Here is a 13,493-nt window from a genome sequence, read left to right as displayed (position 1 = left end):
CTCTGGCGAAAGACCATTCGGCGTTGCGCTTGGACACCACGAGCTCGGCCAGCCGTTCGACGGCTACCGCGAGGACAAGTAGGTAATACATAGCGGTATCGGGCCCTACCAGCTCAGTAGGACGAGTTCGGCGGAAAAGCCCGGTCCCATCGCGATCATCAATCCGATCGAACCCGGCGACGGTGGGTCGGCCATGGTGGCGTGAAGTATATCAAGCACCGAAACCGAAGACAGGTTTCCGTTGTCGCGCAACGACTTTCTGGTGTGGGCGAAGGCATCGGGCGGCAGCTCCAACACGTTTTCCACCGCGTCGATCACCTTCGGGCCGGCGGCGTGCAACAACCAGCTCGAGACATCAGTCGTGGTCAGTCCATGGTCGGCAAGGAAATTGCGGATGTCGTCGCCCAGAAACTTTTCGACGATGGTCGAAATTTCGACGGACAGGACGATCTGAAATCCGTTGCTGCCGATGTTCCAGCCCAGCACATCTTCGGTGTCCGGGTAGGTCCGGCTGCGGGTGGCCAGCACCTTCGGGCCGACCGCCGTACGGGCGGCTCCGGTCGCCACCACCACGCCGGCTGCGTCACCAAATAGACTGGACGCCACCAGGTTCGGGATCGACTTGTCCTCACGCTGAACGGTCAGCGAACACAGTTCGACCGCCAGCAACACCGCGACGTGATCGGGGTACGCCCGCAGGTAGTCATAGACGCGCGCCAGCCCGGCCGCCCCCGCCACGCATCCGAGGCCGAACAGCGGGACGCGCTTGACGTCTTGCCGCATCCCGACCCGCGATGCCAGCCGGGCCTCCAGCGACGGTACGGCAAGCCCGGTGACCGTCGTCGAAAACACGACGTCGACCTCAGACGGCTTCACCCCTGCCTGGTCAAGCGCTGCCAGCAGCGCCTGTTCGGACAGGTCAAGCGCGATTTCGAGGTAGGCGTTATTCGCCTCGGTGAAGTCGCTCAACGTGCCGTATCCCGACAGCGGTAGCGCGACGTTTCGGAACTCGACCCCGCTGGAGAGCGCAAACCGGCGAAATTCCTGACCCGCAAAGTCGGTCAGGGCCCCGATGGTTTCGTCCTGCGTGTACCGGTTCGGCGGGAACTTGACCGTTACCCCGGCGACGGACGGATTACCTGTCGCAGTCTTGGTGATTACGCGTTGTTTCTTGCCCGCCATGATTTGCTCCATACCCGGGTGACGTTGCCGCCGCGGCATCGGTTCAATTGCGTGGCTAAGGTCGGGGGTATGCGGATTTTGGTCACCGGCGCCTCCGGATATGTCGGCTCGCGCCTGGTCGCTGCGCTGCTGGCGGGGGGCCATCATGTCTTGACTGCCACCCGAAATCAAGAGCGGCTCAAGCGATTAGGTTGGTTTGACGACGTCACACCCGTCACCCTCGACGCCTCCGATCCGGTGTCGGTCCAGGCGGTCTTCGCCGGTTTGACGGACGCGGCGGATCCCATCGACGTGGTGTATTACCTGGTGCACGGCATCGGGCAGCCGGGCTTCCGTGACGCCGACAAGGCCGCGGCCACGAACCTCGCAGTCGCGGCGAGGGACGCCGGCGTGCGGCGGATCGTCTACCTGGGCGGCTTCGTGCCCGCCGACGAGGCGCTGTCCGAGCACCTGACCAGCCGCGCCGAGGTCGCCGAGGCCCTGTCGGTCGAGGACGGCCCGGAACTGGTGTGGCTGGGTGCGGCGATGATCATCGGCGCCGGCTCGACGTCGTTCGAGATGATGCGCTACGTCGGGGACCGGTTTCCCCTCATGCCGATACCTAACTGGATGGACAACCCGATCGACCCGATCTCCATTCGCGATGTGCTGCACTATCTCGTCGCCTCCGCAGACCCCGACCTCGTACCGGCGGGCGCCTACGACATATCCGGCCCGACCACCACGTCCTACCGGGAGCTGCTCAAGACCTACGCCCGTGTCTCGGGCAGGTGGCACGCCGCGCTGCCCGTCGGCAGAGTCGACACCGCGCTGGCATCGCTCATCACCGGTGTGGCACTGCCGGTGCCGCAGGGCCTGGCCGGAGACCTCGTCGAGTCGCTGGATCACCCGATGGTGGCATCCGTCAGTGGCCTGCGAGAACACGTCCCCGATCCGCCCGGCGGGCTCCTCGACGTCGAGCACGCCATCGCTCTGGCGCTGGCGGACGGATCGAACTGTCGACCCAATCCGGTCAACGCCTTGGTCGATCCGCATCACCTGGCCGACAGCGATCCCGCATGGGCGGGCGGAGACGCCCTGCGCATCCGTCGGCTCGCCCGAGCGATCACCCCGCCCGTCGCACGACCCACGCTGAGGCTGATCAACAGCGTGCCTGGCCCGCTCGCCGGTGCCCTGCGAACCGGCCTCGACATCCTCCTCTTCACCTTTACTGCGAAGGCACGTCCGGCATGAGCCAGTCGACCGCTCCCCACCGCGCCAGCGTCTCCTCCGAACTGCGTCGCGCGATCACCAATGTCGCTGTGCCGCATAATGAACCGCCCGGTGTGGTGCGCCGTCGACGCATCGTCGTCGCGATCACGCTGGTGATCGGCGCCGCGGTGCTCGGGTTCTCGCTGCGGCGCCACCCGGGCGAGTCGAGCTTTTACTACCTGACCCTCGTGCTGGCGGGGGTATGGGTCGTTGGCGGGTTCGTCTCGGGCCCGCTGCATCTGGGGGGCATCTGCTGGCGTGGCCGCAACCAGCGGCCGGTCATTACCGGGGTGACGGTCGGGCTGATGCTCGGCGGTGTCTTCATGGTGGGTGGCCTGATCGCGCGTGAGATCCCGCCCGTGGCGGCCCTGATCACCCGGGTCCTGCTGTTCGCCCACCACGGCTGGTATCCGGTGATAGTCGCGATCACGCTCGTCAACGGGATTGCCGAGGAAGTGTTCTTCCGGGGTGCGCTGTACACCGCGTTGGGGCGCTATCACCCCATGCTCATCTCGACCGTCTTGTACACCTGCGTGACCTTGGCCAGCGGCAACCCAATGCTCGGGTTCGCCGCGATCATCCTGGGCGCGGTGTGCGCTCTGGAACGCCGTGCCACCGGCGGGGTGCTGGCGCCCATGCTCACCCACTTGGTGTGGGGGCTGATCATGGTGCTCGCACTGCCCCCGATGTTCGGGGTTTGACCGGTCGCGCGGCGTCGCGCGCCAGGGAGCGCAGCGCGCCCGTCCGCACCGGCCGGAGCCCGATCCAGTACAGCCGCCCCAGCAGGCCGCTGGGCACGAAAATGGCGCACTGCAGGTAACGGCTCCCCCCGTCGCGTCGCGGCGTGACGGTGATGTCGAGCCAGCCCTGCCCCACCCAGCGGGTGCCATCTCGCAGCCGGAGCCTGTCGGGCGCGCGCTCCAGCACTCTCCAGTGCCCGAGCGGACGGCGCCGAGCCAGCTCATTCTCGACCGCCCGCCATACGTCGCCGGCTTCGGCGTTCGTGTCGGCCGTGCGGACGTCGGCGTAGACGGTCTCGCCCGCCCAGGCCGGGTCGCAGGGCAGCGGTTCGGCGGGATCGGACCGCAGCGAATCCCAGGTCGCGTCGGCAAGTCCGCGTGTTGAACGGTCGAGCGCCAGTTCCACGGCGTGCCGGTAGCCGGTGAGTCCGCCGGGGGGTGGCTCGATAACAGAGTCGATGTCGGCGTTGCGCATGACCGCATCGCATTCCAGCGACTCGATCAGCGGCCGCGCAAGGCCGGGCGGGATTGGCGTGACGGTCCCGATCCAGAGGCTGGCGACGGTGGGGGTAAGAAACGGCAACACGATCAGGTAGCGCCGGCCCAGCCCGGCGACCTCCGCGTACACCCGCATCATGTCGCCGTACTCGAGGACGTCGGGCCCGCCGATATCCCACGTTCGGACCTTGTCCTTCGTCGATAGCGGTGCGGTCGCCGCGGCGACCAGGTAATAGAGCGCGTCTCGCACGGCGATCGGCTGGATCCTGTTGTGCACCCACTTCGGCGTCGTCATCACCGGCAACCGGTCCGTGAGGTGGCGGATCAGCTCGAACGAAGCGGAGCCGGACCCCACCACCACGCCAGCCTGCAACACCATTGTCTCGATGCCGGAGTCGATGAGCGCCTCGCCGACGGCGACGCGGGACTCGAGGTGCTTGGAAAGGCGGCTGCCCTCCGGATGCAGGCCGCCCAGATACACGATTCGTCGCACCCCGGCGCGGCGAGCGGCCGTGACCACGTTGCGTACGGCGCGGGCCTCCTCGGAGCCGAAGTCCTTGGCGGCGCCCATCGAATGGACCAGGTAGTAGACGACGTCGACGCCGTCGAACGCCGCGATCAGCGAGTCGAGATCGCCGAGGTCACCGCGCGCGACCTCGGCCCGCTCACGCCAAGGCACGTCGTCCAACTTGCCCGGAGTGCGGGCCATGGCGCGCACCGTGTGGCCCTCGTCCAGCAGCCGCGGCACCAACCGGCAACCGATGTAGCCGGTTGCACCGGTCACCAGGCAGCGCGCCATCGCCCATCCCTTCGTCGCCTGCGGCCCACCCTAGCGAGGGGTAAGCGACCGGGGTGCGCGTCGGTTGAGCGCGACTGCGAAGATGCGAACGACGGCGGGAGCGGACCAAAAGCAGATGAAGGGCTACACCATGGCGGGACCGTTGAGCGGGTTGCGTGTCATCGAGCTGGCCGGCATCGGGCCGGGCCCGCATGCGGCGATGATCCTCGGTGATCTCGGTGCCGATGTGATCCGGATCGATCGGCCGCCGAAAGAATCCGGGGGACCCGGTGGCTCGGGCGGCACAGCCAAGGATGCGATGCTGCGCAATCGTCGCATCGTGACGGCCGACCTCAAGTCGGATGAGGGCCGCGAACTGGTGCTCAAGCTCGTCGCCAAAGCCGACGTGTTGATCGAGGGCTACCGCCCCGGCGTCACCGAGCGGCTCGGCCTGGGCCCCGAGGACTGCGCCAGGGTCAACGAACGGCTCATTTACGCCCGGATGACCGGTTGGGGCCAAACCGGCCCGCGCAGCCAGCAAGCGGGCCACGACATCAACTACATCTCGTTGAACGGCATCCTGCACGCCATCGGCCGGGTGAACGAGCGGCCGGTGCCACCGCTGAACCTGGTTGGTGACTTCGGGGGCGGCTCGATGTTCTTATTGGTCGGAGTACTGGCCGCCCTCTGGGAGCGACAGGGCTCCGGCAAAGGGCAGGTGATCGACGCCGCGATGGTCGACGGTTCCAGCGTCCTGGTCCAGATGATGTGGCAGATGCGCGCCTCCGGCATGTGGACCGACGTGCGTGGCACCAACCTGCTCGACGGCGGTGCGCCCTACTACGACACCTACGAGTGCGCCGACGGCCGCTACGTCGCGGTCGGGGCCATCGAACCGCAGTTCTTCGCGGCGATGATCGCCGGGCTGGGCCTGGACGGCGCCGACTTGCCGCCGCAGAACGACGCCGCGCGCTGGCCCGAGCTGCGGGCGCTTCTTACGGAGAAGTTCGCCAGCCGTGATCGCGACCACTGGGCCAAGGTGTTCGCCGACTCCGACGCCTGCGTGACGCCGGTCCTGACGTTCGGCGAGGTGCGGTCGGAGCCGCACATCACCGAACGCGACACGTTCTACGAGGTGAACGGCGGCCTGCAGCCGCTGCCGGCGCCGCGGTTCTCCCGCACCGCGCCGGGGACACCGCGCCCGGCCGAAGCGGCGATCGACGCGGAAGCGGTCTTGCAGGAATGGATATGATTCCCAACCAACTGGTTGGCTGGACGACAGGGAGGGACACACGTGGAGATCAAGGACGCCGCAGCCGTCATCACCGGCGGAGCGTCGGGCCTCGGCCTGGCCACCGCCAAGCGGTTGCTCGATGCCGGGGCGCAGGTGGTGGTGCTGGACCTGCGGGGCGAAGACACGGTTCGTGAGCTGGGCGACCGAGCGCGTTTCGCGCAGGCCGACGTCACCGACGAGGCCGCCGTCGCCAGGGCCCTCGACGTCGCGGAGGCGATGGGCCCGCTGCGTATCGTCGTGAATTGCGCCGGCACGGGCAACGCCATCCGGGTGCTCAGCAAGGACGGCGTCTTCCCGCTGGACGCTTTCCGCAAGATCGTGGACATCAATCTGGTCGGAACCTTCAACGTGCTGCGGCTCGCCGCCGAGCGAATCGCCAAGACCGAGCCCATCGGGGAGGAGCGCGGCGTCATCGTCAACACCGCGTCGGTCGCGGCATTCGACGGCCAGATCGGCCAGGCCGCCTACTCGGCGTCCAAGGGCGGCGTGGTCGGCATGACGTTGCCCATCGCCCGAGACCTCGCCAGCAAGGCCATTCGAGTGGTGACGATTGCGCCCGGGCTGTTCGACACCCCGCTGTTAGCAGGGCTGCCGGAACCGGCCCGGGAGTCGCTGGGCAAGCAGGTGCCGCACCCCTCGCGGCTCGGCAACCCGGACGAGTACGGGGCGCTCGCGGTGCACATCATCGAGAACCCAATGCTCAACGGCGAGGTCATCCGCTTGGACGGCGCCATCCGCATGGCCCCGCGCTGAGGGCGAGCGGGCGGACAGCGAAAGCCCCCCGCATTCGCGGGGGGCTGACACCAGGAAACGAGAACGAAGCTACCGGCGGAACCAGCGGGTAATCGCAGGTTCGGCCATCAACAGCCGAGCGAGCACACTCATGGCCGGCTCAGCTTGCCGTAGGGAGCGGGTGCCAGTCTTCGAGCTGCTCCGAGGTCTCCCCTTCCACCAGCATGTCGCCGTGGTAGAGGGCGTCAAAGTCAGCCTTGATGAGGTCGGCACTCGAGTCGTCGATCCACATGACAAGGAGCCTATGGGCCGCCATTAAGGAATCTTTGAGTCACGATTCGGAAAATGATGGCAATTTACCGGCCGGTAGGTTTCCGACCGGTAGCGGCCGTCAATCCCGTCGTGACGACGGCTTTCGGTGCGCGCGGGCGCCGCTTCTCAGTCGGTTCGAAGCCGCTCGCGAGTTGGTTTCGAGCGGGATACGGGTCGGATTGAACCGGCCAAGGTGGTCGCGCGTGCCTTTAGTTAGTGTTGTTTGACACATGTAACTTACCACCGATAAGTTACATGCCGGCCCATGTGGCCGGCACGGACGGCGGGAGGACCCTTGATGTTGCAGGCGACCGCTCGACTGGCCATTGCAGCGCCAAGACGAATCATCGCCGCCGCGGTCCTGGTGTTCATCGCCGCGGCCGTCTTCGGCATTCCCGTCGCGAAAAGCTTGTCACCCGGGGGGTTCCAGGACCCCAACTCAGAGTCGGCCCACGCCATCGGTGTCCTGGCGGACAAGTTCGGGCAGAGCGGTCAACAGCTGCTGGTCCTGGTGACGGCGCCCGCGGGCGCCAACAGCGAACAGGCCCGCAAGGTGGGAACCGAACTCGTCGACCAGCTGCAACACTCACCGTTGGTCTACAACGTCTCTTCGCCCTGGACCGCGCCACCGCCGGCGGCCGCCGAGCTGATCAGCACCGACGGCAAGTCCGGATTGGTCGTCGTCAACCTCAAGGGCGGCGAGAACTACGCCCAGAAAAACGCGCAAACCCTCGCCGACCAATTCGTCCACGACCGTGACGGCGTCACCGTCGGCGCCGGCGGCCCGGCCATGCAATACGCCCAGATCAACAAGCAAAACCAAGACGACCTCGTCGTCATGGAGCTGATCGCCATCCCGCTGAGCTTCCTCGTGTTGATCTGGGTATTCGGCGGGCTGCTGGCCGCGGGCCTCCCGATCGCGCTCGGGGCCCTTGCGGTCGTCGGTTCGATGACGGTGCTGCGCCTCATCACGTTCACCACCGAGGTGTCGATCTTCGCGCTCAACCTGAGCACCGCCCTGGGCCTGGCGTTGGCCATCGACTACACGCTGCTGATCGTCAGCCGCTATCGCGACGAATTGGCCGAGGGCGCCGATCGGGAGACGGCACTGATCCGGACCATGGCCACCTCCGGTCGCACCGTGCTGTTTTCCGCGGTCACGGTCGCCTTGTCGATGTCGGCGACGGTGGCGTTCCCGATGTACTTCCTGAAGTCGTTCGCCTACGCCGGAGTGGCCACCGTGGCCTTCGTCGCGATCGCGTCGATCGTGATCACCCCGGCCGCCATCGTGCTGCTGGGGGATCGGCTGGACTCGCTCGACGTGCGACGGCTGGCGCGGCGGGTGCTGCGCCGCCCGGATCCCGTCCACAAGCCGGTGGAGGAGCTGTTCTGGTACCGGTCGAGCAAGTTCGTGATGCGTCGCTGGGCGCCGATCGGGCTGGCGGTGATGGCGCTGCTGCTGCTACTCGGGGTTCCCTTCTTCTCGGTGAAGTGGGGTTTCCCCGACGACCGGGTGCTGCCCCGGTCGGCGTCGTCGCACCAGGTGGGCGACCGCCTGCGCAGCGGTTTCGCCCACGATTCCGCCACCGCGGTGCCGATCGTCGTTCCCGATGCCCGAAACCTGGACCGGGCGGATCTCGACCGGTATGCCGCCGATCTTTCGCGTGTCCCCGACGTTTCGGCGGTATCGGCTCCCGGTGGCACGTTTGTTCACGGAAACCCGGCGGGACCGCCGACCGGCGCGACCGGCTTGGCCGACGGAAGCGCATTCCTGACCATCAACAGCACGGCGCCGCTGTTCTCCCATTCCTCCGACGCACAGCTCAAGCGGCTGCATGAGGTGGCCGGGCCCGCGGGCCGGTCCGTCGAGATGGCCGGTGTCGCGCAGATCAATCGCGACAGCGTCGATGCGGTGACGGATCGGCTCCCGCTGGTATTGGGGCTGATGGCCGCGGTCACCTTCGTGCTGCTCTTCCTGCTCACCGGCAGCGTCGTGCTGCCGGCCAAGGCCCTGGTGTGCAATGTGCTGTCGCTGACCGCGGCCTTTGGAGCCCTGGTGTGGATCTTCCAGGAGGGCCACCTCGGCGCGCTCGGCACCACCCCCAGCGGCACGCTGGTGGCGAACATGCCAGTCCTGTTGTTCTGCATCGCGTTTGGGCTCTCCATGGACTACGAAGTGTTCTTGATCTCGCGGATCCGCGAATACTGGCTGGAGTACCGGCCGGCTAACCCCACCGCAAAGGCGGCGCACGCCGCCAACGACGAGGCAGTGGCACACGGCGTCGCCCGCACCGGCCGCGTGATCACCGCCGCGGCATTGGTGATGTCGATGTCGTTCGCCGCGCTGATCGCCGCTCACGTGTCGTTCATGCGGATGTTCGGCCTCGGGCTGACGCTTGCCGTGTTCGCGGACGCTACCCTGGTGCGGATGGTTCTGGTACCGGCGTTCATGCATGTGATGGGTCGCTGGAACTGGTGGGCCCCAAGGCCTTTGGTGTGGCTGCACGAGCGGTTCGGCATCGACGAGGGGCCGGCCGCGGCGGCCGGTTCCGTCGAGCCGGTGGAAGCCGCCGCGCAAATTGCCGACGCGCAGCATAATGGGCGCCCGATCAGGGAGCCGGTGACCAAGATTGGTTAGCGCGCCGATCGACAATCTTCCTCGCGGTCGGACCAGGGCCCCTCGCGGGTTCGGTGATCGGCTCCGCGAGGAGATCTTGGATGCGGCCACCGACCTGCTGCTGGAAACCGGGCATGCCCGGTCGGTGTCGATCCGATCCGTGGCGCAACGCGTCGGCGTCACCCCGCCATCCATCTACCTGCATTTCGCGGACAAGGACGCGCTGATGGACGCGGTGTGCGCGCGATATTTCGGGAAACTCGGCCTGGAAATGCAGCGGATAGCCGCCGAGCGGTCCTCTCCCGTCGACGTGTTGCGTGCCCAGGGGCTGGCATATGTCCGGTTCGCCACCCAAACCCCGGAGCTGTACCGCATCGCCATGATGGGCGAGTGGCGGTCCGGAAGCAACGTCGACGAGACGCTGGACATCTCGGCGTTCACGCACCTGCGTGCGACGGTGCAGACGCTGATGGATGACGGCATCTATCTGCCCGACGACCCCACCACCGTCGCCCTCGAATTCTGGAGCGCCGCGCATGGGGTGGCGGCGATGCTGATCGCCAAGCCGCACTTGCCTTTTGGCGATGCCGAGGCGTTCGCCGACCGGGTGTTGTGCTCGGTCTTCTGCGGGCAGTTAGTGATCGATTATCGCGGAGCCGACGCGACTCCCGGCAAGTTGGCCGCGTGGGTGACCGCATGGCGGCGATCGGAGGAGTCGCGGACATGACGCAGCCGGCGGGGTCGACCATTGACCATCCGTTCTTCGCCCGTATCTGGCCCGTGGTGGCTACCCACGAGACGGAGGCGGTGCGGGCGCTTCGCCGCGAAAACCTGGCAGGGCTCTCGGGCCGGGTACTGGAGGTTGGCGCTGGCATCGGGACCAACTTCCCCAACTACCCGCGTGCGGTCGAACAAGTGATCGCGGTGGAGCCGGAGCCGCGGTTGGCCGCCCTGGCCCGCGCGGCGGCCGAGGTGGTCCCGGTTCCGGTCGTCGTCACCGAGGGCACCGCGGAGGGCATCAGCGATGGCGAGCCGTTCGACGCCGTGGTGTGCTCGCTGGTGTTGTGTTCGGTGCGCGATCCCGCCGCCGTGCTGCGGCGTTTGCATTCGGCCCTGCGCCCCGGCGGCCAACTGCGATACCTCGAGCATGTGGCGAGCGCCGGCGCCCGCGGTCGATTTCAGCGCTTGGCCGACGCGACGCTTTGGCCGCGGCTGTTCGGTAACTGCCACACCCACCGTCATACCGAGCGTTTCATCGTCGAGGCCGGGTTCGAGGTCGACAGTTCACGGCGTGAGCTGACGTTGCCGTTCTGGGCGCCGCTGCCGGTGTCGGAACTTGCGCTCGGCCGGGCGCGCAGGCCCTAATTTTTTCCGTGTGCCGAGCCTGACCTCAGTGCGTGAGCCGGCGACCGGATCGCGATCTCTGCGCAGGCTCGATGCGCCTTGCGCAGGGTCGGGCTACTTCAGCAGGGCCGGCAGCCGCTGCAGCAGTACGGGCAAAGCTTGGCTCGCGCTTTCGCGGATGCTGATCGTGGCGCTTCTGGTCAGCGGGGTGACTTCGGGATTGATTTCGATGACGGATATGCCGCGGGACAGCGCCAGGTCCGGCAGCCCGGCCGCGGGATAGACGATCGCAGAGGTGCCGACCACCACCATCACATCGGCGGCCTCGGTCGCGTCGACCGCATGCTGCCACGGCTCGTCGGGCAGTGGTTCGCCGAACCACACGATGTCGGGTCTGATCATTCCGCCGCAGTGGCAGATCGGGGGTTCGACCTCCAGCGTCGGTTCCGTCATCTCGGGCAGCGCGCCAGTGTAGGCCATATCGCAACGCTCGCAACGGAATTCGAAGAGGCTGCCGTGCAGGTGGTGCACCGGGCTGCTGCCGGCGCGCTCGTGCAAATCGTCGACATTCTGCGTGATGACGCTGACCTCGGCGTAGTCCTGCCAGGCGGCGATTGCGCGGTGTCCGGCGTTGGGCTGGACCTGGGCCACCAGGTAATGACGCCACAGGTACCAGCCCCATACCCGCTCCGGGTTGTCGCGCCATCCCTGGGTGCTGGACAGCTCGTAGGGATCGAAGCGGGCCCACAATCCGTTCTTGTCGTCCCGGAATGTCGGCACGCCGCTTTCCGCGGAGATCCCCGCGCCGCTGAGCACCGTTACTCGCATCCCACAAAGATAGCCGTGCTTGCGACATACTGGGTGGGTGGAGCTGCGGGATTTGCTACGGGTCGACGTGAAGGCGGGCAAACCGCTGTTCGACCAGCTCAGAAATCAGGTCATCGACGGTGTGCGCAGCGGCGCGTTACCGCCCGGCAGCCGGCTGCCCACGGTGCGTGATCTGGCCGGTCAGCTCGGCGTTGCGGCAAACACCGTCGCACGTGCCTATCGTGAGCTGGAGTCGGCGGCCGTCGTCGAAACACGCGGCCGTTTCGGCACTTTCATCTCCCGCTTTGATCCGACCGACGCCGCAATGGCGGCCGCGGCCAAAGAATACGTCGAAGTGGCCAAGGCGTTGGGGCTGACCAAGTCAGATGCGATGCGCTATCTGACCAACGTGCCCGACGAGTAGCGTCAGCCGACAGGGTTCTATCGCAGGACTTTCGACAGCGTGCGAAGGTTGCGGGTCGTCGTCGAGGACTTGTAGCGCGGTTTGCCCATCGTCTTGCCGATCGTGCTGTCCATGGTGGAGCCCTTGGGAACCTGCCAGTAGACGACGCCCTCACCGAGGGAGATCTTTTCTCCGGGCCGGGCGTGCCGCACCAATTCGGCGAACTCGTCCAGCACCGCGGCGTCGGCGACGAACGTGACGTAGGACTGCTGCCCTTCGACCTCGCGCTCGAAAGGGTAGGCGTCGACGACGGCGCGCACGGTGTCGATGTCGTAGGCGAGCACCCAAGCGTCGTAGCCGAACCTGTCCCGCAGGACAGCTTCGGCCTTCTTGCGGACCGCGGCCACCCCGGCGGTAGTTTCCAACACCACATTTCCGCTGGCCAAGACAGTGCGCACATTCGCAAAACCGGCGTCGGTCATCGCGGCCGCGACCTCGGCCATCTTGAGGTTCACGCCCCCGACGTTCACGCCGCGCAGGAAGGCCGCGTATTGGGTCATGATGCAATTCCACCAGCCGGCCTCGCGCACCGCGACGTAGGCTTTCGGCATGAGCCGCCAAGTCTTCGATGACAAGCTGCTTGCCGTGATCAGCGGCAACTCCCTCGGAGTGCTGGCCACCATCAAGCGTGACGGGCGGCCCCAACTGTCGAACGTGAGTTACCACTTCGACCCGCGGGAACTTGTGGTGCGCATATCGATCACTGAGCCGCGCGCCAAGACCCGCAACCTGCGCCGCGACCCACGGGCGTCGATGCTGGTCGACGCCGACGACGGCTGGTCTTATGCCGTGGCCGAGGGCACGGCGGACCTGACGCCGCCGGCGGCCGCCCCGGACGACGACACCGTCGAGGGGCTGATCGCCTTGTATCGCAACATCGCCGGCGAGCATCCGGACTGGGACGAGTACCGGCAGGCGATGGTCACCGATCGCCGAGTGCTGCTGACGCTGCGGATCTCGCACGTGTACGGGATGCCGCCGGGCAAGCGGTAAAGCGCAAGCCAGGCCGGCTCTTAACGGCTACGCTGCCTTCATGGCTGAATCGAAGCCCAAGCAAGAGGACGACACCAAGCGCAAGTTCCGGGAGGCGCTCGACCGCAAGAACGCCAAGTCCTCGGGCGGATCCGATCACAAGGACGGCGGCGACAAGCAGCCCAGGGCACACGGTCCGCTGGAGAGCCGCCGCGAATTCCGCCGCAAGAGCGGGTAATGACTTCCGTCTGGAACCTCATCGCCGGTTCCGGCGTCGCGCTGGAGGACTACGGGACGCACGTATTGAAGGCATCTCCGCACCGTGTGACCGCTACCGCGTCGTCAATGTCGCAACGTAGGGCGCGTCAGACAGCCGGGTTTGGCTGGGCGGGTCGGCAGGGCGGTCCTAGACTGTCGGGGTGGCGAAACTGCAGTTAGCCCAGGACCCGGCCGCCGACGCGTTGCTTGAAGACAATCCGTTCGCATTGCTAATCGGCATGCTG

The 13,493-nt window shown here is 66.9% G+C and carries 15 protein-coding genes and 2 pseudogenes; 11 read left to right on the top strand and 6 right to left on the bottom strand.

Annotated features, from left to right (window positions below; all coding sequences use genetic code 11):
* Positions 1–91: pseudogene (locus JO059_RS19265) on the bottom strand (hypothetical protein); the annotation flags it as partial.
* Positions 92–105: 14 nt separating this feature from the next.
* Positions 106–1,182 carry a 3-oxoacyl-[acyl-carrier-protein] synthase III C-terminal domain-containing protein gene (locus JO059_RS19260; RefSeq protein WP_293321613.1) on the bottom strand — a complete coding sequence of 359 codons (1,077 nt, stop codon included), beginning with the start codon at positions 1,180–1,182 and terminating at the stop codon, positions 106–108.
* 69 nt (positions 1,183–1,251) lie between these two features.
* On the opposite strand from JO059_RS19260, the gene JO059_RS19255 reads away from it, so the two are divergent.
* Positions 1,252–2,415 (top strand): NAD(P)H-binding protein, encoded by a 1,164-nt coding sequence (locus JO059_RS19255; protein ID WP_293321611.1) that lies wholly within the window; start codon positions 1,252–1,254, stop codon positions 2,413–2,415.
* The gene (locus JO059_RS19250; protein WP_293321609.1) at positions 2,412–3,134 is read left to right on the top strand and encodes a type II CAAX endopeptidase family protein; all 723 of its coding nucleotides are present in this window, start codon (positions 2,412–2,414) and stop codon (positions 3,132–3,134) included. Before JO059_RS19255 ends, JO059_RS19250 begins: the two co-directional genes overlap by 4 nt.
* Here the strand turns inward: JO059_RS19250 and JO059_RS19245 are convergent.
* On the bottom strand, positions 3,097–4,470 hold the full coding sequence (locus JO059_RS19245) for a DUF2867 domain-containing protein (RefSeq protein WP_293321607.1): 1,374 nt from the start codon (positions 4,468–4,470) through the stop codon (positions 3,097–3,099). The genes JO059_RS19250 and JO059_RS19245 overlap by 38 nt on opposite strands.
* 130 nt (positions 4,471–4,600) lie before the next feature.
* On the opposite strand from JO059_RS19245, the gene JO059_RS19240 reads away from it, so the two are divergent.
* Positions 4,601–5,701, top strand: a complete 1,101-nt coding sequence (locus JO059_RS19240) for a CaiB/BaiF CoA-transferase family protein (protein WP_293321619.1) — start codon at positions 4,601–4,603, stop codon at positions 5,699–5,701.
* Positions 5,702–5,743: 42 nt separating this feature from the next.
* Positions 5,744–6,496 (top strand): 3-hydroxyacyl-CoA dehydrogenase, encoded by a 753-nt coding sequence (locus JO059_RS19235; RefSeq protein ID WP_293321605.1) that lies wholly within the window; start codon positions 5,744–5,746, stop codon positions 6,494–6,496.
* A gap of 139 nt (positions 6,497–6,635) precedes the next feature.
* On the opposite strand, the gene JO059_RS19230 is transcribed toward JO059_RS19235, so the two are convergent.
* Complete coding sequence (locus JO059_RS19230) at positions 6,636–6,767, bottom strand: hypothetical protein (RefSeq protein WP_293321621.1); 132 nt, start codon at positions 6,765–6,767, stop codon at positions 6,636–6,638.
* A 318-nt stretch (positions 6,768–7,085) separates the two neighbouring features.
* On the opposite strand from JO059_RS19230, the gene JO059_RS19225 reads away from it, so the two are divergent.
* Genes JO059_RS19225 through JO059_RS19215 form a run of 3 tightly spaced genes read left to right on the top strand, consistent with a single transcriptional unit; the run spans position 7,086 to position 10,769 of the window.
* Positions 7,086–9,425: an MMPL family transporter gene (locus JO059_RS19225; RefSeq protein WP_293321603.1), complete on the top strand. Its 2,340-nt coding sequence runs from the start codon at positions 7,086–7,088 to the stop codon at positions 9,423–9,425.
* Between the two features lie 7 nt (positions 9,426–9,432).
* Positions 9,433–10,131: a TetR/AcrR family transcriptional regulator gene (locus JO059_RS19220; RefSeq protein ID WP_293321617.1), complete on the top strand. Its 699-nt coding sequence runs from the start codon at positions 9,433–9,435 to the stop codon at positions 10,129–10,131.
* Entirely contained in the window at positions 10,128–10,769 is a 642-nt protein-coding gene (locus tag JO059_RS19215) for a class I SAM-dependent methyltransferase (RefSeq protein WP_293321601.1), read from the top strand. The genes JO059_RS19220 and JO059_RS19215 overlap by 4 nt, the downstream gene beginning before the upstream one ends.
* Positions 10,770–10,862: 93 nt before the next feature.
* Here JO059_RS19215 and JO059_RS19210 read toward each other — a convergent pair whose 3' ends face one another.
* Positions 10,863–11,576, bottom strand: coding sequence for an NAD-dependent deacylase (locus JO059_RS19210; protein ID WP_293321599.1), 714 nt, complete (start codon positions 11,574–11,576; stop codon positions 10,863–10,865).
* Positions 11,577–11,613: 37 nt separating this feature from the next.
* Here JO059_RS19210 and JO059_RS19205 point away from each other — a divergent pair, with 37 nt between their 5' ends.
* Positions 11,614–11,979, top strand: a complete 366-nt coding sequence (locus JO059_RS19205; RefSeq protein ID WP_293321597.1) for a GntR family transcriptional regulator — start codon at positions 11,614–11,616, stop codon at positions 11,977–11,979.
* A gap of 17 nt (positions 11,980–11,996) precedes the next feature.
* Here the strand turns inward: JO059_RS19205 and JO059_RS19200 are convergent, their stop codons facing one another.
* Positions 11,997–12,518, bottom strand: a complete 522-nt coding sequence (locus tag JO059_RS19200) for a DUF1697 domain-containing protein (protein ID WP_293321615.1) — start codon at positions 12,516–12,518, stop codon at positions 11,997–11,999.
* Between the two features lie 49 nt (positions 12,519–12,567).
* On the opposite strand from JO059_RS19200, the gene JO059_RS19195 reads away from it, so the two are divergent.
* The 3 genes and pseudogenes from JO059_RS19195 to JO059_RS19185 form a co-directional block, all read left to right on the top strand.
* On the top strand, positions 12,568–13,011 hold the full coding sequence (locus JO059_RS19195; protein WP_293321595.1) for a PPOX class F420-dependent oxidoreductase: 444 nt from the start codon (positions 12,568–12,570) through the stop codon (positions 13,009–13,011).
* Between the two features lie 40 nt (positions 13,012–13,051).
* The gene (locus tag JO059_RS19190; protein WP_293321593.1) at positions 13,052–13,228 is read left to right on the top strand and encodes a DUF5302 domain-containing protein; all 177 of its coding nucleotides are present in this window, start codon (positions 13,052–13,054) and stop codon (positions 13,226–13,228) included.
* Positions 13,229–13,409: 181 nt separating this feature from the next.
* Positions 13,410–13,493 (top strand): annotated as a pseudogene (locus JO059_RS19185) (Fe-S cluster assembly protein HesB); the annotation flags it as partial.

It is taken from the genome of Mycobacterium sp., assembly GCF_019247615.1.
Taxonomy (GTDB): domain Bacteria; phylum Actinomycetota; class Actinomycetes; order Mycobacteriales; family Mycobacteriaceae; genus Mycobacterium.
Note: the sequence above shows the minus strand (reverse complement) of the source record. Positions and strands in the feature narration are given on the sequence as shown.